At 68.3% G+C, this 24,514-nt stretch carries 22 protein-coding genes; 9 read left to right on the forward strand and 13 right to left on the reverse strand.

The window, feature by feature from the left end; genetic code table 11:
* Nucleotides 1-39 precede the first annotated feature (39 nt).
* From GT358_RS02540 to GT358_RS02580, 9 genes are all read left to right on the forward strand, one after another.
* Nucleotides 40-1,071, forward strand: coding sequence for an ABC transporter permease (locus GT358_RS02540; RefSeq protein WP_166580974.1), 1,032 nt, complete (start codon nt 40-42; stop codon nt 1,069-1,071).
* Nucleotides 1,068-1,901, forward strand: coding sequence for an ABC transporter permease (locus GT358_RS02545; RefSeq protein WP_166580975.1), 834 nt, complete (start codon nt 1,068-1,070; stop codon nt 1,899-1,901). The genes GT358_RS02540 and GT358_RS02545 overlap by 4 nt, the downstream gene beginning before the upstream one ends.
* On the forward strand, nt 1,898-2,764 hold the full coding sequence (locus GT358_RS02550) for an ABC transporter ATP-binding protein (protein WP_166580976.1): 867 nt from the start codon (nt 1,898-1,900) through the stop codon (nt 2,762-2,764). The genes GT358_RS02545 and GT358_RS02550 overlap by 4 nt, the downstream gene beginning before the upstream one ends.
* Nucleotides 2,761-3,564, forward strand: coding sequence for an ABC transporter ATP-binding protein (locus GT358_RS02555; protein WP_166580977.1), 804 nt, complete (start codon nt 2,761-2,763; stop codon nt 3,562-3,564). Before GT358_RS02550 ends, GT358_RS02555 begins: the two co-directional genes overlap by 4 nt.
* Complete coding sequence (locus GT358_RS02560) at nt 3,561-4,052, forward strand: GAF domain-containing protein (protein WP_166580978.1); 492 nt, start codon at nt 3,561-3,563, stop codon at nt 4,050-4,052. The genes GT358_RS02555 and GT358_RS02560 overlap by 4 nt, the downstream gene beginning before the upstream one ends.
* Nucleotides 4,052-6,115: a hydantoinase/oxoprolinase family protein gene (locus GT358_RS02565; protein WP_166580979.1), complete on the forward strand. Its 2,064-nt coding sequence runs from the start codon at nt 4,052-4,054 to the stop codon at nt 6,113-6,115. Before GT358_RS02560 ends, GT358_RS02565 begins: the two co-directional genes overlap by 1 nt.
* Nucleotides 6,116-6,123: 8 nt before the next feature.
* Nucleotides 6,124-7,776 (forward strand): hydantoinase B/oxoprolinase family protein, encoded by a 1,653-nt coding sequence (locus GT358_RS02570; protein ID WP_208103263.1) that lies wholly within the window; start codon nt 6,124-6,126, stop codon nt 7,774-7,776.
* A 3-nt stretch (nt 7,777-7,779) separates the two neighbouring features.
* Nucleotides 7,780-8,580 (forward strand): aspartate/glutamate racemase family protein, encoded by an 801-nt coding sequence (locus tag GT358_RS02575; RefSeq protein WP_166580980.1) that lies wholly within the window; start codon nt 7,780-7,782, stop codon nt 8,578-8,580.
* Nucleotides 8,581-8,689: 109 nt separating this feature from the next.
* Nucleotides 8,690-9,793 (forward strand): Xaa-Pro peptidase family protein, encoded by a 1,104-nt coding sequence (locus GT358_RS02580; RefSeq protein ID WP_166580981.1) that lies wholly within the window; start codon nt 8,690-8,692, stop codon nt 9,791-9,793.
* Between the two features lie 117 nt (nt 9,794-9,910).
* Here the strand turns inward: GT358_RS02580 and GT358_RS02585 are convergent, their stop codons facing one another.
* From GT358_RS02585 to thiM, 13 genes are all read right to left on the reverse strand, one after another.
* On the reverse strand, nt 9,911-10,993 hold the full coding sequence (locus GT358_RS02585) for a DUF917 domain-containing protein (RefSeq protein WP_208103264.1): 1,083 nt from the start codon (nt 10,991-10,993) through the stop codon (nt 9,911-9,913).
* On the reverse strand, nt 10,990-12,111 hold the full coding sequence (locus GT358_RS02590) for a DUF917 domain-containing protein (protein WP_166580982.1): 1,122 nt from the start codon (nt 12,109-12,111) through the stop codon (nt 10,990-10,992). Before GT358_RS02590 ends, GT358_RS02585 begins: the two co-directional genes overlap by 4 nt.
* Nucleotides 12,101-13,648, reverse strand: a complete 1,548-nt coding sequence (locus tag GT358_RS02595; RefSeq protein WP_166580983.1) for a hydantoinase/oxoprolinase family protein — start codon at nt 13,646-13,648, stop codon at nt 12,101-12,103. The genes GT358_RS02590 and GT358_RS02595 overlap by 11 nt, the downstream gene beginning before the upstream one ends.
* Nucleotides 13,645-14,535 carry an ATP-binding cassette domain-containing protein gene (locus GT358_RS02600; protein WP_166580984.1) on the reverse strand — a complete coding sequence of 297 codons (891 nt, stop codon included), beginning with the start codon at nt 14,533-14,535 and terminating at the stop codon, nt 13,645-13,647. The genes GT358_RS02595 and GT358_RS02600 overlap by 4 nt, the downstream gene beginning before the upstream one ends.
* Nucleotides 14,532-15,350, reverse strand: a complete 819-nt coding sequence (locus tag GT358_RS02605) for an ABC transporter ATP-binding protein (RefSeq protein WP_166580985.1) — start codon at nt 15,348-15,350, stop codon at nt 14,532-14,534. The genes GT358_RS02600 and GT358_RS02605 overlap by 4 nt, the downstream gene beginning before the upstream one ends.
* Nucleotides 15,347-16,222 carry an ABC transporter permease gene (locus GT358_RS02610; RefSeq protein ID WP_166580986.1) on the reverse strand — a complete coding sequence of 292 codons (876 nt, stop codon included), beginning with the start codon at nt 16,220-16,222 and terminating at the stop codon, nt 15,347-15,349. The genes GT358_RS02605 and GT358_RS02610 overlap by 4 nt, the downstream gene beginning before the upstream one ends.
* Nucleotides 16,219-17,244, reverse strand: a complete 1,026-nt coding sequence (locus tag GT358_RS02615) for an ABC transporter permease (protein ID WP_166580987.1) — start codon at nt 17,242-17,244, stop codon at nt 16,219-16,221. Before GT358_RS02615 ends, GT358_RS02610 begins: the two co-directional genes overlap by 4 nt.
* 80 nt (nt 17,245-17,324) lie before the next feature.
* Nucleotides 17,325-18,881: an ABC transporter substrate-binding protein gene (locus tag GT358_RS02620; protein ID WP_243730651.1), complete on the reverse strand. Its 1,557-nt coding sequence runs from the start codon at nt 18,879-18,881 to the stop codon at nt 17,325-17,327.
* Between the two features lie 152 nt (nt 18,882-19,033).
* Complete coding sequence (locus GT358_RS02625) at nt 19,034-21,364, reverse strand: helix-turn-helix transcriptional regulator (RefSeq protein ID WP_166580989.1); 2,331 nt, start codon at nt 21,362-21,364, stop codon at nt 19,034-19,036.
* A gap of 189 nt (nt 21,365-21,553) precedes the next feature.
* Nucleotides 21,554-22,318, reverse strand: coding sequence for a 3-oxoacyl-ACP reductase (locus tag GT358_RS02630; RefSeq protein WP_166580990.1), 765 nt, complete (start codon nt 22,316-22,318; stop codon nt 21,554-21,556).
* Entirely contained in the window at nt 22,315-23,121 is an 807-nt protein-coding gene (thiD, locus tag GT358_RS02635) for a bifunctional hydroxymethylpyrimidine kinase/phosphomethylpyrimidine kinase (RefSeq protein ID WP_166580991.1), read from the reverse strand. The genes GT358_RS02630 and thiD overlap by 4 nt, the downstream gene beginning before the upstream one ends.
* Nucleotides 23,118-23,729 (reverse strand): thiamine phosphate synthase, encoded by a 612-nt coding sequence (gene thiE / locus GT358_RS02640; protein ID WP_166580992.1) that lies wholly within the window; start codon nt 23,727-23,729, stop codon nt 23,118-23,120. Before thiE ends, thiD begins: the two co-directional genes overlap by 4 nt.
* Nucleotides 23,726-24,514 (reverse strand): hydroxyethylthiazole kinase, encoded by a 789-nt coding sequence (gene thiM / locus GT358_RS02645; RefSeq protein WP_166580993.1) that lies wholly within the window; start codon nt 24,512-24,514, stop codon nt 23,726-23,728. The genes thiE and thiM overlap by 4 nt, the downstream gene beginning before the upstream one ends.

The following is a 24,514-nucleotide window of genomic DNA, read 5'->3' on the forward strand; positions in this document are numbered from 1 at the left end:
CGTGGTGACACTCCCCGGCCGTTTCCCTCGCGGCCTTCCATGATCCCCGTCCTGCGCCTCGCAGCCAAGCGGATCGGCACCTCCCTTCTTGTCCTCTTCGGGGTGTCTGTCCTCATCTTCTGCATCGCCCGGGTCATTCCCGGCGATCCCGCCCGCGTGGCGCTCGGGCCCAACGCCACGGCCGAGCAGGTGGCAAACCTGCGTGCCCAGCTGCGCCTCGACGAACCCCTTGTTGCGCAATACGGCCACTTCCTGGCCGATCTCGCCCGTGGCGATCTCGGGAGGTCGCTCTACACCAATCGTCCCGTCACCACGGACATCGCCGAATTCCTTCCCGCAACGCTGGAACTCATCCTGGTCGCCGGGATCATGATGATTGCCTTCGGCCTGCCGCTGGGGATTCTCGCAGCCCGCTTCCGCGGCCGCTGGCCCGATCATCTGATCCGCGTCCTCTCGCTACTCGGTGTCTCGGCCCCGTCCTTCGTCTGGGCCGTGGGCCTGATGCTCGTCTTCTCCTATTATCTCGGCTGGTTCCCCATCGCCGGCCGGATCGCCAGCCAGTTCGAGATCGGCCGCGTCACGGGCTTCCTGCTGATCGACACGCTCCTCGCCGGCAACGGTGCCGCCTTTCGGAGCGCGGCAGCGCACCTCGTCCTTCCTGCCTTTGCGCTTGCCCTCTCGGGCATCGGACAGGCCGCGCGCCTGACGCGCGCCAACATGATCGAGACCTATGAAACCCCCTACATCGAGATGGCCCGCGCCTACGGCTTTCCCGAACGGCGCGTCGCGAACCGCTACGCTTTCCGGCCCTCCCTCATCCCGTCCCTGACGATCATCGGTCTCGATCTGGCGGCCCTGCTCGGTAACGCCTTTCTCGTGGAGGCGGTCTTCGGCTGGCCAGGTCTGTCGCGCTACGGCGTGCAGGTCATCCTGCGCAAGGATCTCAACGCTATCGTCGGCACGGTCCTCATCATCTCGGCCATGTTCATCCTCGTGAACATCATCGTGGATGTCCTCACCGTTCTGCTGAACCCGCGCATCCGCCATGCCCAGAGGGGAGCCACGCCATGAGGCGCACGGCACGGATCCTTGCCGCCAACCCGCTTTCGCTGCTCGGCGTCCTTCTGGTGAGCCTCGTGATCGTGGGGGCGGTCTTCGCGCCTGTCCTGGCCCCCTTCCCCGACCATCGCGGCGCCGTCGTGGACTTCACCAACTTCAACAAGCCCCCCTCGGCCACCCATGTCATGGGCACCGACGTGGTCGGCCGCGACCTCTTTACCCGGATCCTCTACGCCTACCGCATCTCGCTCCTGCTCGCCGTGGTCGTGCTCGCGATCGCGGTGCCGATCGGGGTGACGCTCGGCCTGATGGCGGGCTATCTCGGCGGCTGGTGGGAATATGCGATCATGCGGCTGACGGACGTGTTCCTGTCGATCCCGCCGCTCGTGCTCGCCATCTCCATCATGGGGGTGCTTGCGCCGACGCTCGTCAACGGCATGATCGCCGTGACGGCGATGTGGTGGCCTTGGTACACCCGGCTCGTCTACAACATCGCGCGAGGCGAGAAGGTCGAGGGTTACGTCCTCGCTGCGGAGGTGATCGGGGCCTCGCGCATCCATGTCATGTTCCGCGAGATCCTGCCGAACTGCATCCCCGCGGTCCTGACCAAGATGACGCTCGATGCGGGCTTTGTCATCCTCATCGTGTCCTCGCTGTCCTTTCTGGGTCTGGGCGTGCAGCCCCCCACCCCGGACCTCGGCTCCATGGTCGCGGAAGGGGCGCGCTACCTCCCCGACAGCTGGTGGCTCGCGGTCTTTCCGGGGCTCGCGATCCTCGTGGCCGTCTTCGGCTTCAACCTGATCGGAGACGGTCTGCGCGATGTTCTGGGGGCGGACCGGTGAACACGCTCGAGATCCGCGATCTGCGGCTGTCGTTCCGCCTCCCTGTCGGCACGGTCGAGGTGCTGCATGGCATCTCGCTCCGCATCGCACGAGGCGAGCGCGTGGCACTGGTGGGCGAAAGCGGTTCGGGCAAGTCGGTCACCGCCCGTATCATCCTCGGCCTGCTTCAGGAGCAGCGGGGCGTCCGCCTCGCGGGTGATATCGTCTTCCAGGGCCGCAATCTCCTGCGCCTCCCTCCCCGGGAGCGTCGGGCCGTGCGCGGCACCCGGATCAGCATGATCTTCCAGGACCCGACCTCCTCGCTCAATCCGGTCTTCCGCATCGCACCGCAATTCCGCGAGGTGCTGGCGCGCGCGACGCCCGACCTCTCGGAGAAGGCCGCACGCGCCCGAGCCGCCGAGCTTCTGGACGAGGTCGCCATCCCCGATGCGGCCCGCGTCCTCGACAGCTATCCGTTCCAGCTGTCGGGCGGCATGAACCAGCGCATAATGATCGCCATGGCTCTGGCCAATCGCCCTGCGCTGCTGCTGGCGGACGAGCCGGGCACCGCTCTCGACGTCACCATCCAGGCCCAGACGCTCGACCTCATGCGCAAACTCGTGGTCGACCACGGGACCTCGGTCCTCTTCATCAGCCACAATCTGGGCGTCGTGCGGGAGTTCGCCGACCGCACCTATGTCATCTATCGCGGTCGTATCGTCGAGGCGGGTCCAACCGAAGCGATCTTCCACGATCCCCGTCACGCCTATACCCGCGCCCTCATGGCGGCCCAGCCACGGATCACGGGCGGCGGTCTGCCGGACATCCCCGAACGGTCCGACGATTTCCTTGCCCCGCTGATCGAGCACGAGGCGGCACCATGACGCCGATCCTGTCGCTGCGCCATCTCTGCAAGACGTTCCGCACCGCCGGTCATGAGGTGCAGGCGCTGGTCGATGTCTCGCTCGACGTTGCCGGCGGCGAATGCCTCGCCATCGTGGGCGAGAGCGGCTCGGGGAAATCGACCCTGGCCAGCCTCGTGCTTGGCCTCTATCCGCCGACAACGGGAGAGATCCTGCTGGAAGGTAGAGTCCTGCCTGCCACCCGGACGCTCGTTCACCGCCGGGCGATCCAGCTGGTGCAGCAGAATCCCGCCTCCGCGCTCAATCCCCGGCGCTCCATCGGGGCCTCGCTGCGCCTGGCGCTCGACGTGCACGGCATCGGGGCCCCCGCCGAGCGGAGGTCCCGGGTCGCGGCCCTTCTGGCCGATGTGGGACTGTCCGCCGATCTCGCCTCCCGGGCACCCTCCGCGCTCTCGGGTGGTCAGCGTCAGCGTGTCGCCATCGCCCGGGCGCTCGCCTGCGGCTCGCGCCTTGTGGTACTCGACGAGCCGACCTCCGCGCTGGACGTGCTCGTGCAGGCAGAGGTCTTGCGGCTTCTGGCCAGGCTGCAGGCTGAGCATGGCCTGACCTACCTGTTCATCACCCATGACCTTGCCGTGGTGCGGAACATCGCCACCCGCGTCGCCGTGTTCCAGCGCGGCCGCCTGGTGGAACTCGCTGCCACCGAGGCGCTCTTCACCGACCCGCGTCATCCCTACACCCGGCGGCTCATGGCCGCCGTCCCCGTCATCACCGAAGAGGAGAAGGCTATGCGCGACAGGCTCGCCTGGGAGGATGCATGACGGTGCTGACCGCCATAGCCGCCGCCGACGATCAGCCCAGCCGGACATTCGAGGCGCTCGGCCGGCTTGCGCAGGACGTGTCGGGCGCCCGTCTCGTGACCCTCATGACCTTCGACGCGGCCACGCGCGAGGCCGGACGCGTCTGGACGTCCGACGACCTCCACTACCCCGTCGCGGGGACAAAACCGGCCGAGGACACGATCTGGACGCGCACGGTGCTCGACCGGCACGAGACCTTTGTGGCGAACACGATCGACGGCATCCGCAAGGTCTTCCCGGACCACGACCTCATCGCGTCGCTCGGGTGCGCATCCTGCATGAACCTGCCCTTTGTGGCCATGGGCCGTGTGCTCGGCACCGCCAACATCCTGGATGCCGAGGGTTACTTCACCCCCGACCGCATCGCGGCCATCGACGCGACCCTGCGCCTGCCCGGCCTTGCGGCCTTCCTGCTCAATGAAACGCTCAAGTCCAAGGGGACATCCTGATGCCCGGCACCCTGCGCGTCGCCACGGACGTCGGCGGCACATTCACGGATCTTGTCGCCTTCGAGATTCATCCGGACGGCACCACCACGATCCGCACCGCGAAGTCGGACACGACACCGCCGGACTACGAACAGGGAGTGCTCGACGTTCTGGACAAGGGCGGGATTGATCCGGTCCGGATCGACTTCCTGGCCCACGGGACTACCGTCGTCATCAACGCCCTCACCGAACGCAAGGGCGTCCGGGTCGGTCTCATCACGACCGAAGGGTTCCGCGACACGCTCGAGATCGCCCGCGGCAACCGGCCGGACTTCTTCAACCTCTTCTACGAAAAGCCCAAGCCCTTTGTTCCCCGCTATCTCCGCCGGGAGCTTCCGGAGCGGATGACCTACCGCGGTGAGGTCATGCGGGAACTCGACCTGTCTCCGCTGGCCGACATCGTCGCCACCTTCAAGGCCGCAGGCGTCGAAGCGGTCGCCATCTCCTTCCTGCACAGCTACGCCAATCCGGCTCATGAGGAGGCGGCGCTGGCCGAGCTCCGCCGCCTCTGGCCCGAGGTACCCGCTGTCGCCGCCCATCAGATCACGCGCGAATGGCGGGAGTACGAGCGGACAAACACGGCGGTGCTGTCGGCCTATGTCCAGCCCATCGCCGAACGCTACCTGCGACGACTCGGCGAAGCGCTCCAGGCCCGCGGACTGAAGGGCCAGCCCTACATCATGCAGTCGAACTGCGGCGTGGACAGCCTTGCGGCCACTGCCCGCATTCCGATCACCATGGTGGAGTCGGGCCCCGCCTCCGGGTTCTGGGGGGCCGCCGAACTCGGCCGGATGATCGGCGAACCCAACATCCTCGCACTCGACATCGGGGGCACCACGGCCAAGTGCTCGCTCATCGAGAATGGTCAGGTCCGGATCATGACGGACTACTGGATCGAGCGCGACCGCAGGTCGGCGGGTTATCCCATCATGGTGCCCGTGGTGGATCTGGTCGAGATCGGAAACGGCGGGGGCTCCATCGCTTGGGTGGACGATTTCGGCAAGCTCCATGTCGGGCCGCATTCGGCGGGGGCGCAGCCGGGACCGGCCGCCTACGGCCGTGGGGGCACGAGCGCCACGACGACCGACGCCAATCTCTGGCTCGGCCGCATCAACCGCGACTACTTCTGCGGGGGCTCGGTGACGGCCGACATGGAAGCCGTCGAGCGGGCGCTGTCCGAGGTGGGCGCCCGTCTGGGGGTGACGACGGACGAGGCCGCTCGCGGCATCATCCGCATCGCCAACAACAACATGGTGAACGCGCTCAAACTCGTAAGCCTGAACCGTGGCCACGATCCGCGTGATTTCACCCTGCTGGCCTTCGGCGGCGGGGGGGCGATGCATGCGGTCGAACTGGCCGCCGATCTGGGCGTGAAGAAGATCGTCGTGCCGTTCGGTGCGCCGGTCTTCTCGGCCTGGGGCATGATGATGTCCGATCTCAGGCGCGACTATTTCGTCACCCGCCTGTCCGGCCTGACGCCGGAAGCCGCTCCGGGAATCGAGGCGGCGTTTGCCGAGGTCGAGATGCGGGCGCGTGACCAGTTCGCGGGCGAGGGAATCGGGAAGGACGCGGTCCGCCTCCGGCGCCACGGGAAGTTCCGCTACCAGAACCAGGAGCATACCGTCGAGGTGCCGCTGCTCGACGGCGTCCTGACTCCCGAAGCCCTGCAGCGCATCGTCGACGATTTCCACGCAGCCTATGAACGCGAATACACCTATCGCCTCTCGGCACCGGTCGAGATGGTGGGCCTCCATGTCGTTGCCACGGCCGAGGTCGGCAAGCTTGCGATGAAGGAAGAGCCCTTGGGTCCCAAAGACGCGTCAGCCGCCGTCAAGGGCAGGCGTCCGGTGGACTACGCTCTCGAAGGCATCCATGAGGCCACGATCTACGATGGGGACCGCCTGCGGCCGGGCATGACCTTCGGGGGTCCCGCCATCATCGAGGATGCCGGAACAACGGTCGTCATCCACCCCGGCAACACCGTCCGCATGGACGGCTTCCGCAACCTTCACATCTCGATCTGAGCGCAGCCATGGACAACGATCCGATCACCGAAGAGATCATCCAGAACAGCCTGCAGGCGGCCGCCGACGAGATGTTCGCCGCCATGAAGAAGACTGCGATGTCCTCGATCATCTATGAGGTCCTGGACATGGGCACGGGCATCCTCGACGCAGAAGGCGGCCTCGCCTGCTCCGGCGCCGGGATTCCTGCCTTCATCGGCGTGCTGGACAAGTCGGTGAAGGTGCTGCTGGCCAAGTTTCCACGCGACGAGATCCGCGAGGGCGACATCTTCGCCACCAACGATCCCTATTGGGGCGGAGTGACGCATCTCAACGACATCGTTGTCGCCATGCCGGTCTTCGTGGATGGTGAACTCATCGCCTGGACGGCGAACATCGCCCACAACTCGGATGTCGGGGGGATGGCTCCCGGGTCCCTGACCGGCGCGGCGACCGAGATCTGGCAGGAGGGGCTGCGTCTCCCCGCCATCCGCATCATCCGGGCAGGCCGGCCCATCGACTCCGTCTTCGACATCCTCAAGGCCAACAGCCGGATGCCAGACGTCCTCGAGGGAGATGTCTGGGCTGCAATCGCCTCGGTCCGGATCGGAGCCCGCCGCCTGACCGATCTTGCCGGGAAATACGGCGTGGAAACCTTCCGGCGCGCCATGACGAACTTCATGGATTACGGCGAGGCGGCCAGCCGCAAGGCCATGGCGCAGCTTCCGAAAGGCACCTTCGAACTGTCCGAGGAGCAGGACGACGGCACGGTCTACCACGTCAGGATCAGGATCACCGACGACACGTTCGAGGTCGATCTGCGCAACAATCCCGATCAGTCTGCCGGTCCCGTGAACACCAGCCGCGACGGGGTCATGGTTGCGGCGCAGATGATCTTCAAGTCGCTGACCGATCCGTATTCGCCTGCCAACGAGGGCAGCTTCCGGCCGATCCGTCTGCTCACCCGCGAAGGCAGCGTGTTCCACGCGCGCGAGCCGGCCCCGATCGGCTTCTACTACGAGATCGAGCTGCGCGTGTACGACATCATGTGGCGCTGTCTGGCGCCGCATGTGCCCGACCGGCTTGCCGCAGGGCATTTTGCCTCGGTCTGCGGAACCTTCATCGGCGGCATCCACCCCGATACCGGCCGCCAGTACACGATCATCGAACCGCAGATCGGCGGCTGGGGGGCCCGCGCGGGTGCGGACGGCAACTCCGCGATGTTCTGCGGTTTCCACGGAGAAACCTACAACTGCCCCGCCGAGATCAACGAAGCCCGCAACGGCGTGATCGTGGACCGGATGGAGCTGAATACCGGCCCGGGCGGCGAAGGTGAGTTCGCCGGCGGCCGAGGCATCATCATGGATTATCGCGTGCGTGCCGAAAGCGGGTACCTGACCGCCGGCTACACGAGATCGAAGTTCCCGGCTTGGGGAATGGCAGGGGGTCGGGACGGCTCGGGCAACATCATCGAGTTCCGCCCCGCCGGCGGCGAGCCTCGGCGGTATGCCTTCGTCTCGGGCCTCCAGACAAAGGCCGGCGACGTGATCCGCGTCATCACCGGCAATGGCGGCGGCTACGGCGATCCGCTCCGCCGCGACCGGGCTCGTGTGGCCGAAGACGTCCGGAACGGGCTCGTCACACCCGAACGCGCCCGAGAGATCTATGGCTGGGAGGGCTGAGCCATGGCCGATCCGCTACGCATCATGTTCCACAACCCGGTGGGCTCGGCAGCCTATGACGGGCTGTTCGCCCGGGCCATCGCAGCCCACAAGCGTCCCGGGACGGAGGTCCACGTCACCTCGCTGCCGCCCGCCGATGGTGCCTTCACCCATATCGAATACCGCGCCTACGAGGGCCGGGTCACCGCCGGGATCGTCCGGGCCGCCCGCGCCGCCGCCAGGGAGGGCTTCGATGCCTTCGTGATCGGCTGCTTCTACGACACCGGCCTGCACGAGGCGCGGGAGGTCTCGGGCGAGATGATCGTCACGGCCCCCTGCGTCGCCGCCTGCGAGATCGCGGCCTCGCTCGCCAATCGCTTCGGCATCATCGTCGGCCGCCGCAAATGGGTGGCACAGATGCAGGAAACGGTTCATGCCTATGGCCACGGCGCCCGTCTGTCCGGCTTCTACCATGTCGAACTCGGCGTCACCGAATTCCAGAAGGATCACGCCGAAACCGAGCGCCGCCTGATCGAGGCGGGCCGCCGCGCGGTCGAGGAGGACTATGCCGAGGCGCTCGTCCTCGGCTGCACGCTCGAGATCGGCTTTCACAAGGCGCTCGAGGACAGGCTCGGAGTCCCCGTGATCGACCCCTCGCTCGCCGCCCTGAAGCGCGCCGAATACGCCGCGATCCTCAAGCGCGACTGCGGCTGGGTTCCCTCGCGCAAATGGTCCTGCGAGGCGCCGCCCGAAGCCGAGATGGCCGCCATCGGCGGCTTCGATGTCAACGCTCCCTTCGGCAACCGCGTGACCGTTCCGGCCTGACGGGCCCGCCGCGGCAAACCTGCACCCCGTTGTTTTCGGCCTCCGATCGCCGGGGGCAGCCATCCGCTGCGAGGACCGCGCGCCTCGTGCAGCCACAGGAGACAATCCGATGCCCGCTCCGCCAATCGCCGACCGCCTGTCCCGCCTTCGGGCCGCCATGGCTGCACAAGGCACCGATCTCGTGGCTCTCGGCCCCGGCCCGAACATGCATTGGGTGGCAGGCTTCCATCCCCATGCCGACGAACGTCCCTGCCTCCTGCTCGTCACGCGGGACAAGGCAGGATTTCTTATGCCCGCGCTCAATGCCGCAGGCTCGCGCGAGCAGACCGACCTTCCCTTCTGGACGTGGACGGATGCCGAAGGCCCGGACGCCGCCCTGCAGCAGGCGCTGGCCGACCTTGGCGCGACGACGGCGCGACGCGTGGACGTGGACGAAGCGATGCGCAGCGATTTCGCGCTTCTGCTGCTCGATGCCCTGCCCCAGGCCGGCCACGGCTTTGCGCGGGACACGCTGGGCGAGCTGCGCCTGTGCAAGGATGCAGCCGAGCAGGACGAACTCCGCCGCAATGCAGCCATCAGCGACGAGGCCATGTCGGCGATCTTCGCCGCGCTCCGGCCCGGCATGACCGAGGAGGAGGTCGCGACTGTCGCCCGCGACGTCTTCAGGAACCACGGGGCAGAGCCGCTGTTCACCATCGTTGGCGCTGCTGCAAACGGCGCCTTTCCGCATCACCACACCGGTGACACCGTCCTGCGGACCGGCGATGTGATCGTCCTCGATATCGGGGCGCGGAAGGGCGCCTTCTCCTCCGACATCACGCGCATGGCCTGTCTCGGCGAGCCGCCCCCGGATTACGGCCGCGTCCATGCCGTCGTCGAGGCCGCCGTGGAGGCCGCGCTTGCCGCCTGCAGGCCGGGCGTTCCGGCCTCCACACTCGACCGTGCCGCCCGCCGGGTGATCGAGGATGCAGGTTTCGGTCCCCAGTTCGTCCACCGCCTCGGCCACGGCATGGGGCTCGAGGGGCACGAGCCCCCCTGGATCTCGGAGGCCTCCGGGACGATCCTGCGCCCCGGCATGGTCTTCTCGATCGAACCCGGCATCTACATCGAGGGCCGGTTCGGCCTCAGGCTCGAGGAGATCGTGATCCTGCACGAGGAGGGACCCGAGATCCTTTCGCGCCTGCCCCGCGACCTTCACGTGGTACCCGTCTGAGCGGCCCTGCCCAGCCCGCGCTTGCCGAGGCGACACCTGCATGGCTGACGGGACGCCCGACTGGCCTCGGCATCCCGGAACGTCCAGCCCTCGGAAGTCGGGCCCACGCCCTGCGGCTCAGCCCGCCGGGAGGGGCCGGTAATCGACGTCGTACCTGAAGTAGCGCGGGCCGACCAGTTCGATCCCCTCGGGCGTCCGCCAGAGCGGATGGCAGGGCCAGGCGAGCGTCACCAGCCGCTGGCCATACTTGAGGGAATCCGTCGTCACCGGCGCCCCGCTGTCGGCTTCCACGACCCCGATGAGGTCGGGCGTGGTGGCCAGCACTTCGCCGTCGCGTTCGGCGATGAGGAATTCGTTCTGGAACTCGAGGCGAAGCGACCGGCCCGCGTCGCGCTCCACCCCCCGGAATGTGGCCTGTCCGCGGGCAAAGCCGCCTTCGGTGCGGCGTTCGATGTCCGCGATGCGCCCGTGGAACAGCACCTGCGCCCCCAGGAGATCGACCAGCGCCGCCACCGGATCGGCATGCGCACTGCGGGCCCTGCGCAGGGTCCGTCCCACCCGGGCGCAGAGCGACAACGTGCCTCGGACGACTGCTTCCTTCGCGACCCTCCCGCTCATCGGATAGAAGGCCAGAAGCGCCGATCCGCCCATCTCGATGGTCGCCGCGCGCGCGAGGCGCTCGGTCCAGGCGTTCGACACCGTGTCGAGGACGATGGAATTGCCCTTGTCGTCGCAGAGCACCATCGGCGTGGCCGAGACGCCCGACAGCGTGAAGGTCACCATCTGCAGTTCGGGAAAGGCCCGGCCCATGCCGTCGCCATCGACCAGCGGCAGACCGCTCGCAGCCGCCACCACGAAGGGGGTGGTGGAATTCACGCCCCCCGCCTCGGCGCAGAGGACTGCATCGATCCGGCGCCCCATCCGCTTTTCCAGTGCCGTGAAGGCATTCATCAGCTCGTCGCCCTGCGGCAGCTTTTCTGTCATCACGGTGGGCGCACCCATCATGCAGACCGGCACGACGAGGGCGTCGTCGGCCAGTTCGTCCATATCGACCAGCGTGACCGGCCCGTGCTTCCGGATCGCCTGTTGGGCCATCAGCTTGCCGATATAGGGATCGCCCCCGCCCCCCGTGCCCAGCACGGCCCCTCCGATGGCGATATCGTCGAGATCGGCCACGTCGACGGTGCGCAGGATCTTCATCGGACATCCTTTCCGTTGCCGACCCGGCCGCCGGCAAGCGGCGAGAACACGAGATCGGGGTAGCCGAAGGCACCGGGACCGACCACGGCCATCGCCTCGGGCGTCTTGAGGAGTTCGTGGGCCGGCAGACCGATGACGGCCAGTCGCTGGCCATAGCGCAGCACCTCGGTGGTGATCGGCTCGCCGGTCTCCAGATCAAGGTTGATGATGAGATCGGGCACCATGATGACAGGCCGGCCATCCACCCACAGGACGAGATTCTCGTTCTGGATGGCGATGCGGGCTTCCGATCCGTGCCACTCTCCCGAGCCGGCGATCTGCGCCTCGCCCCGTGCGAAGCCCCCCAGAAGCTCGCGCCGGATATCGGTGACCTTGCCGGTGAAGAACAGCGTGGCACCCGTTGCGGCGATGATGCGGCCTACCACATCCTGCCGCTTCGCGCGGGCGTCGAGGATCGTCCGCCCGATCTCGAGCGCCTGCGTCATCGTCCCCGGTATCGCCGCGCGGCGCACAAAGTCGCCCCGCATCGGTGCAATGGCCAACCCCGCGCCCGCTCCCATCGCCACGGCGGTATCGCGGGCGAAGCGTTCCAGCCAGTACATGTCCAGCACGTCGCGGAAGACGACCGTGTTGCCCTTGTCGTCGGCGATCGCGGCGGGTGCGGGCTTGGCGCCGTAGATGAAGAAGGTGGTCATCTGCACTTCCGGAAAGGCGCGGCCCATCCCGTCCCCGTCCAGAACGGGCAGGCCGGCCTGCGCAGCCGTGATCACCGGTTCCATCGAATTGGCACCGCCGATCTCCGCGCAGATCAGCGCGGAGATCCTGACGCCCGACACCTCCTCCACCGCGCGGAGGGCCCGGTAGCATTCCTCGCCCTGTTCGATCTTTTCCACGCCCACGACCGGTGCTCCGATCCCCCCGACTTCGCCCACCCAGGCGTCGTCGGCCAGAGCATCGAGCGGCAGGACCTCGACCGTCGCGCCCTTGCGCAGCAGTTCGCGCGACCGGAGCATCCCCACATAGGGATTGCCTCCGCCCCCCGTGCCCAGAAGCGCTGCGCCGATCGAGAGCGACAGAAGGTCCGCCTCGGTCAGCGGATAGCGACCGTCACCCCGCATGCAGGTCTCCCACGGCCTTGACGCGCACCCGCGTGGCATTGCCGGGCAGATAGGCCAGCGGCACGTCTTCCACATCCACGATCTCGACGCTCCCCGCGAGCGCACCCGCGGCGATGGCGGCCTCGGTCGCCTGGGCCTTGGCATCGGCCAGCGCGTCATCTCGGGTCATCTCGGCCAGGGCATAGACCCGGTCCACCTCGCCGCTGACCTGTGCGATGGCGGCACCCACGGCGTTGGCCACGGCGAAGTGATCGGGCTTGATCAGATCGAGCCCCGCGATCGGCCCCTCCACAAGGATCGAGCCGCCGCCCACGACGATCACCGGCAGAGGCTCTGCCGAGATGCGGGCGCGTTCGACGCAATCCTCGAGCATGGAGGCGATCCTGTCGCGGGCGCGACGGATCAGGTCGCGGCTCAGATGCGCGACCTTGGCCCTGTCGCCCAGCTCCGCTCCCCCGTCCGCCACCACGATGTCGGACGCGGTCAGCGTCTGACCCCCGAAGACGAGCGCCTCGTCCACGATCCGGTAGCCGACCGACCGGGGTCCCACCGTCACCCCGTCTGGTCCATCCACGACCAGCGACCCGCCCCCGAGGCCGATCGAGAACACATCGGGCATGCGGAAGTTGGTGCGCACGCCGCCCACTTCGACCGCCACGGTGGCCTGTCTCGGAAAGCCCTTCTGGAGGCTTCCCACATCCGATGTGGTGCCGCCGATATCCACGACGATGGCATCCCTGACACCCGACAGGAAGGCCGCCCCGCGCATCGAGTTGGTCGGGCCCGAAGCAAAGGTCAGGACGGGGAACTTCTCGGCGAAGTCGGCGTCCATGAGCGTGCCGTCGTTCTGGGTGAGATAGAAGCGGCCGGTAAATCCCACATCGGTCAGCGCCCGGCGAAAGGCCGCCACCACCTCGCGGCTCAGATCGCGCAGGCAGGCGTTCATGATCGCGGCATTCTCGCGCTCCAGAAGCCCGATGCGGCCGATGTCGGAGGACAGGGTTATGTGCGCCTCCGGCAAGGCCTCGGCCATGATCCGTCCGGCCTCGCGCTCGAACTCCGTGGAGACAGGCGAAAAGACCGAGGTGATGGCGACGGAGCGGATGCCCCTTTCCCGGATCTCGCCCGCGATGCGGCGCAATTCGTCCGGATCGAGCCTCGAGATCGGTCGCCCGTCGAACTCGTTGCCGCCATGGGCGAGCCACCAGTGATGGCCGATCACGTCGCGGAGATCCTCAGGCCAGTCCACCATCGGCGGCAGGCTGGCCGTGGCGGGCAGGCACAGTCGGACGGCGGCGGTCGGGGCGAGATCGCGGCGCTGGACAACGGCGTTGGTGAAATGCGTGGTGCCGATCATCACCACATCCACCTGCTCCGCCTGCAGGCCTGCCGCACCGAGAACCGCGCGCAAGGCCCGGACGACACCGCTCATCACGTCTGCGGTCGTCGCCGCCTTCACGCCAGCCATCACCTGCGTTCCGTTCATCAGAACGGCATCCGTGTTGGTGCCGCCAACATCGATTCCGATGCGGATCATGCTTGTCTTTCCTTGGATCTGGCCTGCTGGCGCAGGGCGAGAAGGTCTTCGGCGGTCGGAATCTCGCCATTGATGAGAGGGATCGCCGGCCGCATGGCCTCCTCCTCGGCGGAGATCACGGGGACCGAGGCCAGGAGAAGGCGGGTATAGTCGTGCTGGGGAGCGCCAAAGACCTGCGCCACCGCGCCGGTCTCCACGATCCGCCCACGATAGAGGACCCCGACCGTCTGCGCGAAGTTCCGCATGAGCGACAGGTCGTGGCTGATGAACAGGTAGGTCAGCCCGAGTTCGCCACCGAGGTCTTCCAGAAGCTCGATGATCCGGGCCTGCACCGAGACATCCAGCGCCGAGGTGGGTTCGTCCAGCACCAGAAGCCGGGGTTCGACCGCGAGGGCCCGGGCAATGGCGACACGCTGCTTCTGGCCGCCCGAGAGTTCGTGCGGATAGCGCTCGGCAAAGTGCCGGGGCAGCTGAACCATCTCCAGAAGAGCGGCCACGCGCCTCTGGCGATTGCCCGGAAACCCGTGTGCGTCGAGGGGCACCCGGATCGACTGGCCCACGGTCCGCCGGGGGTTGAGCGACGCGCCGGGGTTCTGGAACACCATCTGCACCTTTCGCCGGTGCGCGAGGCTGGCCTGCCGACCCAGGATCGACACGCCGTCCAGCAGGATGTCGCCGCCGGTCGGACGAGTGAGGCCCATGATCATCCGCGCGATGGTGGACTTGCCCGATCCGCTCTCCCCGGCCAGCCCGTAAACCTGCCCCTTCGGAATGCTCAGCGACACGCCGTCCACGGCCCGCACTTCGCCCCTGACACGCCCGAAGGTCCCCCTGAGGGGGAAGACCTTGTGCAGGTCGCGCAATTCGAGAACCGGGCTGGCCGTCATCCGTTCCGTCCCGTCAGACGCGGCACCGCGGCGATCAGGTTTCTCGTGTAATCCTCGGCAGGAGCCTCGAAGATTGCCTGCGTCGCCCCGTGCTCCACGATGCGGCCCCTGTTCATGACATAGGTGTAGCCGCAGGTCTGGCGGACGACGCCGAGATTGTGGGTGATCATCAGCAGCGCAAGCCCGTTCTCGGTCACAAGGTCCTTGAGCAGCTTCAGGATCTGGGCCTGGGTCGTCACGTCGAGCGCGGTGCCCGGCTCGTCGGCGATCAGCAGGCGTGGTTCCGACAGGAGCGCCATCGCGATCAGGATGCGCTGACGCATGCCGCCCGACAGCATGATCGGAAAGGATCGGGCCACCCGTTCCGGGTCGCGCATGCGGACTTGGGCCAGCACTTCGAGGATGCGCACCCGGCGACCGCGCCGGTCACGGTCGCGTCCCAGTCGCCGGTCGGCATATTTCAGGATGGTGCCGAGCTGGTCCTGGATGGTGAAGACCGGATTGAGCGAGGACATGGGATCCTGGAACACCATGCTCATGGCGGTGCCCCGCAGGCGCAGACGGTCGCGCTCCGGCATCGTCAGCAGGTCGCGGCCCGCGAACAGGATGCGTCCGCCCTCTACCTTGGCCGGGGGAACGGGCAGAATGCCCATGATCGTCTTCATCGTGACCGACTTGCCCGACCCGCTCTCGCCCACGAGCGCGATCTGTGCGCCTTCGGGAACCGCGAGAGACACGTCGTGCAACACCTGGCTCCGGCGGCCATAGGTCGTGAAACTGACCGACAGCCCCTCGACCGACAGCAGAACGCTCATCGCACGTCCTCCACGTCGAAGAGGTCGCGCAGTCCATCGCCCAGGAGATTGAAGCCGAGAGCAAGGATCAGGATGGCCGAGCCCGGCAGGAGCGACTGCCACCAGTAATCGGGCAGAAAGGACGCGCCTTGCGCCACCATCGTGCCGAGATCCGGGGTCGGCGGCTGGATTCCGAGGCCGAGAAAGGACAAGGCGGCGCCGATCAGGATCACGAAGCCCGCGTCGAGAGAGGTCTTGACGGCGATGGCGGAAACGCAGTTGGGCAGGATCTCGCGAAAGAGGATGTGCCGCCTCGATGCGCCCAGGGTCTCGGCCGCCTCGACGAATTCCTGCGTGCGCAACTGTCGCGTGATGGAATAGATCAGCCGCGTGTGCCACGTCCACCACAGAAGCGCGATGGCCAGCATCGAATTGACGAGCGAGGGCGACAGCACGGCCGCGACCGCCAGCGCCATGACCAGAGGCGGGATGGCCAGCGCAATGTCGGTGATCCGCATGATCACGGTCTCGACCCAGCCGCCGAAATAGCCTGCCAGCAGGCCGAGGATCACGCCGATCGGAATGGCCACCCCCAGCACCACGACCGCAAGGATCAGCGAGATGCGAAGCCCGAAGATCACGCGGGTGAAGATGTCGCGCCCCACGTTGTCGGTTCCGAACCAGTGGGCGGCCGACGGCGGCTGGTGGCGGTTGCGGAAATCGACCACCGCGCCGACATGATCGGGATAGGGGGTGATATAGGGCGCGAGGATCGCCAGAAGCACGCAGACGACGACGATGACCGCCCCGATCACGGCGGTGGGGTTGCGCGAGAAGCGGAACCAGTTCTGCCAGGCGTTCGACAGGGCGTGCTGTTCGGCGTCGGTCCTCATGCCCGCGCCCCCCGGATGCGGATGCGCGGATCGACCACGCCGACCAGAACGTCGATGAGAAGGTTCACCAGCACGAAGAAGACGCCGGAGACCATGACCACGCCCATGATGGCGTTCAGGTCCTTCTGCGTGATCGCCCGCACGCCGTAGGACGCCATGCCGGGCCAGGAGAAGATCAGCTCGACGACGAAGGCGTTGCCGATCAGCGAGGCGAACTCGAGACCCGTGATGGTCAGCGGCGGCACAAAGGCGGGGCGCAGCATGTACTTGAACATCCGCAGCCGGTCGGGCACCCCGAAGGCCCGGGCGGCCTCGATGTAGTCCTGTCGGCTCACGTCGATGAGGCTGGCGCGCGTGATGCGGGCGATCTGGCCCATCGTGGCAGCACCCAGCGCGATGGTGGGCAGGAGCAGATGGCGCACCGCCTCAGCGAAGACGTCCCCGCGCCCTCGGATCAGGCTGTCGATCAGCAGAAGGCCGGTGATGTCGGCCTGAAAGGGCAGGCTCGCCGGCAGGCGGCCCGTCGTGGGCAGGATGTTGAGGACGTAACCTGCGAGGATCTGCAGCAGCAGCGCAAGAAAGAAGGTCGGCGTCACCGCCGAGACGATTGCAAGCGCGCGTACGAGGTTGTCCGGCCAGCGATCCTTCCACCGGGCCGCCGCCACCCCCAGCGGCACACCGAGGACGAAGGCCAGCACGATGGTGCAGAGAACCAGCTCGAAGGTTGCAGGAAACGTGCGCGCGATGTCCACGTTCACGGACTGCGCCGTCAGGAGGGACCGACCCAGATCGCCCTGCGCAAGACCCGACAGGAAGAGGCCGTACTGCTCCCAGAGCGGTCTGTTCAGGCCCAGCGTCTCCTGCAGGGCCTGAACCTGCTCGGCGCTGGCGCGGGGGCCAAGGGCCATGCGGGCCGGGTCGCCGGGCACCACGCGGGCGATGGTGAAGATCACGACCGAGAGGCCGAAGAGCACCAGAAGCGACCACAGGACGCGACGTCCCAGAAAGACCAGGAACTCCATGGAGATCACTCCTGGAAGACGGAAGAACTGCCGCCGCGGCAGGGCGCGGCCCGGCACGGGGCCGGGCCGCGGGGCGAATCTCAGCAGGTCCAGCGGTAGCGATAGAAGTCGTAGTCGAAGCTCATCATCGGGACGGCGTCGAACCCTTCGAGGCAGTTGTCCATCGCGTGCTGGACGGTCTGCGCCAGAAGCGGGATGGACACCATCCGCTCGTCCAGCTCGTGCTGGAGCGTCTTGTAGATCTCGGCCTGTTCCTCGACGTCGCCCGTGGCCCGGGCGGCATCGATCAGGGCGTCGATCTCTGGGTCCTGCAGCCACTCCATGCTGGCCCAGGTCCCCGCCGCGTCCGAATGGTACTGGGTGAAGAACATCGAGTCCGGGCTGGGATAGGTCGGCCCGAAAAAGATCTGGTTCACGTTCGGTGTGGTCTCCACCGATCCCGCGATCTCGGTGATCCGGTTCCACGGATCGGGTTGCTGGGTCACGACGAAGCCCAGCGCCTCCAGATGCGCCTGGAGCATCAGGCTGATTTCTTCCTCGAAGAGCGTGCCCGCGACATAGCCCAGCGTGATCGGGATCGCCTCGCCCGCGTAGGAGGACAGCGCCACCTCTTCTGCCGCGCGCTCCATGTCGAAGACGGGACCTTCCACGTCCCCGGCGTGGAAGGCCGCAAAGCCCGCCTCCGGCAGCACGGTGTTCATCGGCTCGCCGGGAAAGATGACCTCGCGGATCGTCTCGTAATCGACTGCATGGGCGATCGCCCGACGGATGTGGATGTCGTCGGTCGGCGGCAGCCGACTGTTGAGCTTGAGGTAGAAGGCGGTCGAGGTCGGCTGGCTGTCGATGCGGAACCGGCCCATGGCGCCCAGGGCCTCGTAGGTGTCGGGCGACTGGTAGGGCGAGGTCATGGTCAGTTCCCCCGAGGCGGCCATGGCGCGCACCGTGGCCTCGTCATTGGTGACGATCCAGCGGACCTCGTCGATGGCGCCCTCGTGCCAGCCGCGATAGTAGTTCGGGTCGCGTTTCACGATCATCCGCGAGCCGCGATCCCAGCTGTCCAGCAGATAGGGGCCGGAACCCGCGACATTCGTGGCGAGGAACGTCTCTCCGTCGTCGTCGCCGGCATTCGCGATCACCACATCCGAGTTCAGGATGCGCAGCGAGGGAACGGTCGCCATGAAGGGGGCGAAGGTCCGCGACAGATTGAAGGTGACGGTCTTGTCATCCTCGGCCACCACGTTGCCGGGCTCGACGATGCCGGCGAACAGGTTGGCAGGACCCTGGTTGATGCGCAGCAGACGCTCGAAGGAATAGACGACGTCCTTGGCCTCGACGGGGCTTCCGTCCGAGAAATGGGCGTCCGGGCGGATCGTGAAGGTCACGGATGTGGCATCGTCCGACACGACCCAGCTTTCGGCGAGTTCGGGGACCAGGTTGCCGTCGCTGTCCACGGTGACGAGACCATCGTAGAGGTTCACGCTCGCCATGTAGTCGGTATAGTCGCTGATCTTGGCCGGATCGATCGTACTGAAGATCTGGACGGTATTCTGTGTCACCACGTTCTGCGCCGCCGCGGCGCCGGCACCCAGACAGGCCACCGCCAGAGCGGCAGCCGCGGTCGTCGTGAGAAGTCGCATCGCCATGTCCTCACCCCGTTCGTGACAAGCCGCGGGGCCCTTCTGCGGCCCTGCCGAACCACAGGATCGGACAGGCAGACACCGCGGGACAACGCCCGCGGCGGCTAGGTTTCGGGGCATTTCGGCTAGGTTTTTCCCTCGGTGCTCCGGGATCAGGCGACAAGGTGCAGGGCGCGCGCCGCAGCCACTGCCTCGCGCCGGCTCCCGCAGCCCAGCTTGCGGTAGAGGTTGGCGAGGTGGAACTTCACCGTCGACTCGCTCAGACCCATGAGGTTGCCGATGGCCTTGTTCGTCGCGCCCTCGGCCAGCGCATCCAGGATACGCGTCTCCTGGCGGGTGAGGCCGTGAGCGCGACCCCGGCGCGCCTGTCCGGGTCCGCTATCGGCAACCTGTCGCAGCAGGCGCCGGATGCTGTCGGACTGCGCCAGGCTGTCGCGCAGACGCCTGGGGCCGGTGAGATCGGCCAGAAAGCTCCGCTCCTCGCCCAGCGAGGCGATGGTCCCCAGTCGGGCAGCGGTCTCGAGCGTCTGCCGCAGCCGGGCCTCGGCGTCGGACTGGCGGCGCTGGCGGCGGAGCACGCGGGCCAGCCACAGTTCGGCGGCGGTTCTCTGGCGATGCGTCAGATGCGGATTCTCGGCCATGACGGCCAGCAGGCGGTCCAACCCCGGCCGGCCAGGCTCGTGCTGCGCCAGATGCCGCAGCCAGACGAGCGCCAGTGCCACTTCGTCCCGGTCGGACAGGGCGGCCAGACCGTCGCCGGCCGATTCCACAAAGGACATCGTGATGGGCAGCGGCAGGGCCGAGGCTCTCGCCATGGCCTCCTGCCAGCGATTGCCGCTTTGCAGGACCGCGATCTCGCGGATGTCGATCAGCGTCCCGAACTGCGCCGAGCGTGCCTCGGTCACGCGCCAGCGATCCAGGAAGCTGCGCGCCGCCATGACGGAAAAGTGCTCCGCCATGGCCTGACTGCCATAGATCAGGATCATCTCGATCATCGAAGGCCAGATCTCGCCCTGGGTGAAGCTGTCCAGATCGAGCGAGAGAAAGCGGTTCAACGGCTCGGCCGCGCCCTGTTCGTACGCGATGCAGGCCCGCAGCAGCCGGAGGATGCGTGCGTCACCGGGGCTGTCGTAGTCTAGGCGGGCGAGATGTCCCGCTGCGGCCTCCGCATGTCTGGCGGCAGCGGCAGGATTGCCGGTCATGAGGTCGATTACGCCCCGGTGCAAGTCGATGTAGAAGGACAGGATCGGCACACCCGCACGCGCGAAGTGACTGGCCGCTCGGATCGCGCTGTCCTCGGCCTCGGGAAAGCGGCGCGCGCGCATGTAGAATTCGAGCACCGCATTGTAGAAGGCGCCGCGGCGCAAGTCGTCCTGGGCCCCGATCTCGGCGAGCAGGCGATAGGACAGGTCGAGATAGCGCGGCCGGAGGTCGAGATCCTCCCAGGTCTGAAGGAGCATGCGGATGAACCTGACCTCGAGCGAGAACAGATCCCGCCGCTCGATCACCTCGACGCTGTCCTCGACCAGCGAGCCGAACCGGTCGATCAGGATGCGCCTCGTCAGGGGCAGCTCGCCGCGCTTGACGGCCTGAACGGCGCGGCAGAGGACGAGCGTCTCGTCCTGTGCGGCCAGATCGGCAGGAAAGCCCGCGATCATCCGGTCGAACGCCGCTGGCCCGTACCGGTGGATGTAGAACGGCCCGCCAGCCGCGCGCAGGGTGTCGATGGCTGCCTGCCAGTCGCCGATGGACTGGAAGATCGCGATCGCCTCGGTGATCTGCCCGATCCGGGCCCGCATCGTGGCGATCACATGCGCCTCCGCCGGGTCGGAGAGCCGCTGCGCCAGCAGGGCAGCGAGGGCATGATCGAGATGCGGCCGGCATGCGGCGAGCGGGCGAGCCAGGCCGCCGTCGGGCGTGGTCGCGAACGGCATCCCTCCCCGGACATCCGGTGGGATGGCGCCGCTGCGGCCGGACAGGAGAAGGTCGAGGGCGACAAGCTGGGCCGAGGGCAGAGGCGCCAGGATCGCCTCGCGCAGGAACTCGACCAGGGCTCCCTCGGGGGTCCGGCTGCCCATGGCCACAGGGAGAAGACAGGCCCAACCCCCGGTCGCGGCCCAGAGAGCGGGTTCGATCTCGGCCTCCGAGAAGAGAAGGTCCTCGGCCCCATAGCGGCTCACCCGACCATAGACCTCGGCCCGCGCGAGGCCCGGAACCGCCGTCTCGGGCCGCTTGGCCACGACGAGCGGTGGGTCCCGCTCCGGCAGCGGAGCGCATCGCTCCATCGCCGGCACATCCCAGAACCCGAAGCCGGGCGGTGGTGGATCGGCTGACGACCAGATCGCCGCAGGACCCGCCAGATCGCGCAGAAGCCAGGACTTCCCGGTGCCGGCCGGCGCTTCGATCAGGATCACCGGCGAAGGGTCCGCCGCGATCCGGGCGAGCAGAGCGGAGCGGTTTATCCGGAACGCGGCGGCGGTCATGGGCGGCAGCCTCCTCATCCGTGTCGGGGCAGGGACCGTCATCCGTCGCGGCCGCGATCCGGTTGCGGATCCCGCCCCCCTCCCGACCCTGACAGGACGCTCCTGGCCTCCCGTCAAGGGCGTCTACAGGGACGATGCCGGCCGGACCCGGCGCGGGGATCGCAGCCCTCGCGGAACTGCAACGCCACCCTATCCGAACACGAGTCCGCCATCGACGATGAGGTTCTGGCCCGTCACCGCCCGGCTCCAGGGCGAGGCGAAGAACAGCACCGCATCGGCCAGTTCCGCCGGTGTTGTGACGCGACCCAGGGGAGTCTGGGCGGCAACGATGTCGAAGACGGCCTCGGGCGTGGCGGCGCTGGCATCGGTCGTGCGCAGCAGGCCCCCGGAGACCATGTTGACCGTGACGCCGAGCGGCCCCAGCTCCTTGGCCGCGGTGCGGGTGAAGGCGAGCAGCGCCCCCTTGGCGGCCGTGTAGTCGTGGTAGGGGACGACCGGGTTCTGCACGAGGTTGGTCCCGATGGTGACAACCCGTCCGAACCGCTGGGCCGCGAAATGCGGCCGCAGCGCATGCAGGCAGTGGAGGGCACCGCCCACAGCGGTTCCGGCCTGCCGTGCGATGTCGCGCCAGGCGAGCCGATCGAGCGGCGTGCGTGCGTCGCCGTCGAAGGCATAATCGGCAAGCGCATTGTGGATCAGCACGTCCGGCGGCCCGAAGGCGGCGGCGATCGCCTCCACCATGCGCGCGACGGCCTCCCTGTCCGTCACGTCCGCCTGGAACGCACGGGCGCGCGGGCCGAGTTCGGCGGCCAGGGCTTCGGCGGCCTCGCGGCTCCTGCGATAGTTGATCGCCACCCGTGCCCCCTCGCGCACGAAGGCGCGGGCGATGGCGGAGCCGAGTCCGCGCCCGGCTCCGGTGACGAGGACGACGCATTCCTGCAGCGGCCGGCTCATGCGAGGACCCCTCCGCGATCGGCGTGGAAATGGTGGACCGGGCCTTGCCCGTGTCCGACGGTCAGGGCGTCGGCCGCGCCGATGGCGGCGGCGACATAGGCCTTGGCCCGCGCGGCTGCCGCGACCGGCGGCATGCCGTACCCGAGCCCGGTGGCCAGCGCCGAGGAGAGGGTGCACCCCGTGCCGTGGGTCCTGCGCGTGGCATGGCGCGGACCCGGCAGCCAGGTCAGCCCGTCGGACCAGGCCACCAGATCGGGGCAATCGGGTGCGTCCAGATGCCCGCCCTTCAGCAGGACCGCCCGCGGGCCCAGTTGGAGCAGCGCCCGGGCCTGCGCCTCCATCTCCGCCCGCGTCGCCGCCATCCCGACCCCGAGCAGGTCCGCAGCCTCGGGCAGGTTCGGCGTGACGACCGTGGCCAGGGACAGATGGTCGCGAAGCGCTGCGACGGCGTCGGCCCTCAGCAGACGGTCGCCGCCCTTGGCGACCATCACCGGGTCGAGCACGACCGGCGCATCGAGCCCTTCGAGCGCGGCGGCCACCGCCCTCACGATGGCGGCGTCGCCGAGCATCCCGATCTTGACCGCGTCGATGCGGATATCCGCCCGGATTGCGGCGATCTGCGCGGCCACGAAATCGGGCGGCACCAGATGGACCCCCGCGACGCCGCAGGTATTCTGGGCCGTCAGGGCGGTGAGTGCCGCCATCGCATAGCCGCCGCAGGCGGAGATCGCCTTGATGTCGGCCTGGATGCCCGCACCGCCGGAGGGGTCGGAGCCCGCGACGGACAGGATGTTGGGGATCATGCTCGCCTCCATTCCTCCACCAGCGCCCGCGTGGCCGCTTCCGGGTCCTCGGCCCGCACGACGGCCGAGACGACCGCCATGCCGGCAGCCCCCGCCCGCTTCAGGGCCGCGGCATCGCCCGGCCCCAGACCCCCTATGGCCACCACGGGGACGGGGCAGCGGGCCGCGATCGCGGCCAGACCGTCGAACCCGACGGGCGGGGCGTGGTCCGGCTTGGTCGCGGTCGGCCGCACCGGCCCGGCGCCGACATAGTCGATCCCCACCGGGATCGCGGCGCATTGCTCGACCGCCTCCACCGACAGGCCGAGGATCCGCCCCGCTCCGAGCCGCGCCCGGGCCCTGCGCGGATCGCCGTCGCCCTGCCCCAGATGCAGCCCGTCCGCCCCGGCCGCCAGGGCCACCTCGAGCCGGTCGTTGACGATCAGCCTGACTCCCCAAGGCCGGAGCGCAGCCGCGAGGGTCCGGGCCAGCGGGACCAGTTCGGCATCGGGCGCGATCTTGTCGCGCAGCTGCACCGCCCAGGCGCCCCCGCGCGCGGCGGCCAGCGCCTGATCGAGGACCGGGCGCGGCGCGGAGGGGTCCAGGATCGCATAGACCGGGCCGATCATGCCCGTTCCACCCGGGCCGCGGCATCGAGACCCTCGGGCGTCTGCGCGGCCAGCGCGTCGAGAAAGGCGGGCAGGAAGCTGCCCGGCCCTGCGGCGCGGCCCGCCGCCTCCTCGCCCGCCGCACCGTAGAAGGCCAGGGCCGCCACGGTCGCCTCCAGCGGAGACTGTCCCGCGCAGAAGGCCCCGATCACGCCGTTGAGCGAGCAGCCCAGGGCGGTGACGCGCGCCATCAGCGCATGGCCGTTGGCCACGCGGTATCCGGCCCGTCCGTCGGTGACGAAATCCACCGGTCCGGACACGGCGACGATGCCGCCGGTCTGCTCGGCCAGCGCGCGGGCCGCATCCGTGGCCGCCTCCACGCTGTCGCCCGCATCCACGCCGCGCGCCGATCCCGTCAGCCCTGCCAGCGCGCGGATTTCCGAGGCGTTGCCGCGCACGACGGTCGGCCGCAGCGCCACGAGCCGCCCGGCCAGGTCCCGGCGGAAGCGCGTGGCCGCCACGCCGACCGGATCGAGGACCCAGGGACGGCCGAGCCGGTTCATCGTCCCCGCCGCCTCCTCCATCGCGCTCCCCCAGGCGGGATCGGCGGTTCCGATATTGACGGTCAGGGTCTGCGCGAGGGCGGCGAACTCGGCCGCCTCCTCCCGGGCATGGACCATCGCCGGCGAGGCGCCGGCGGCAAGCAGGACATTGGCCATGACGTTCATGGCCACGAAGTTCGTGATGTTGTGCACCAGCGGCACCGTCTGGCGCATCCGGTCGAGATACGGTCCCGGTTCGGTCAT

This window comes from Rubellimicrobium sp. CFH 75288, from assembly GCF_009904055.1.
In the GTDB taxonomy this organism is placed as follows: domain Bacteria; phylum Pseudomonadota; class Alphaproteobacteria; order Rhodobacterales; family Rhodobacteraceae; genus Rubellimicrobium.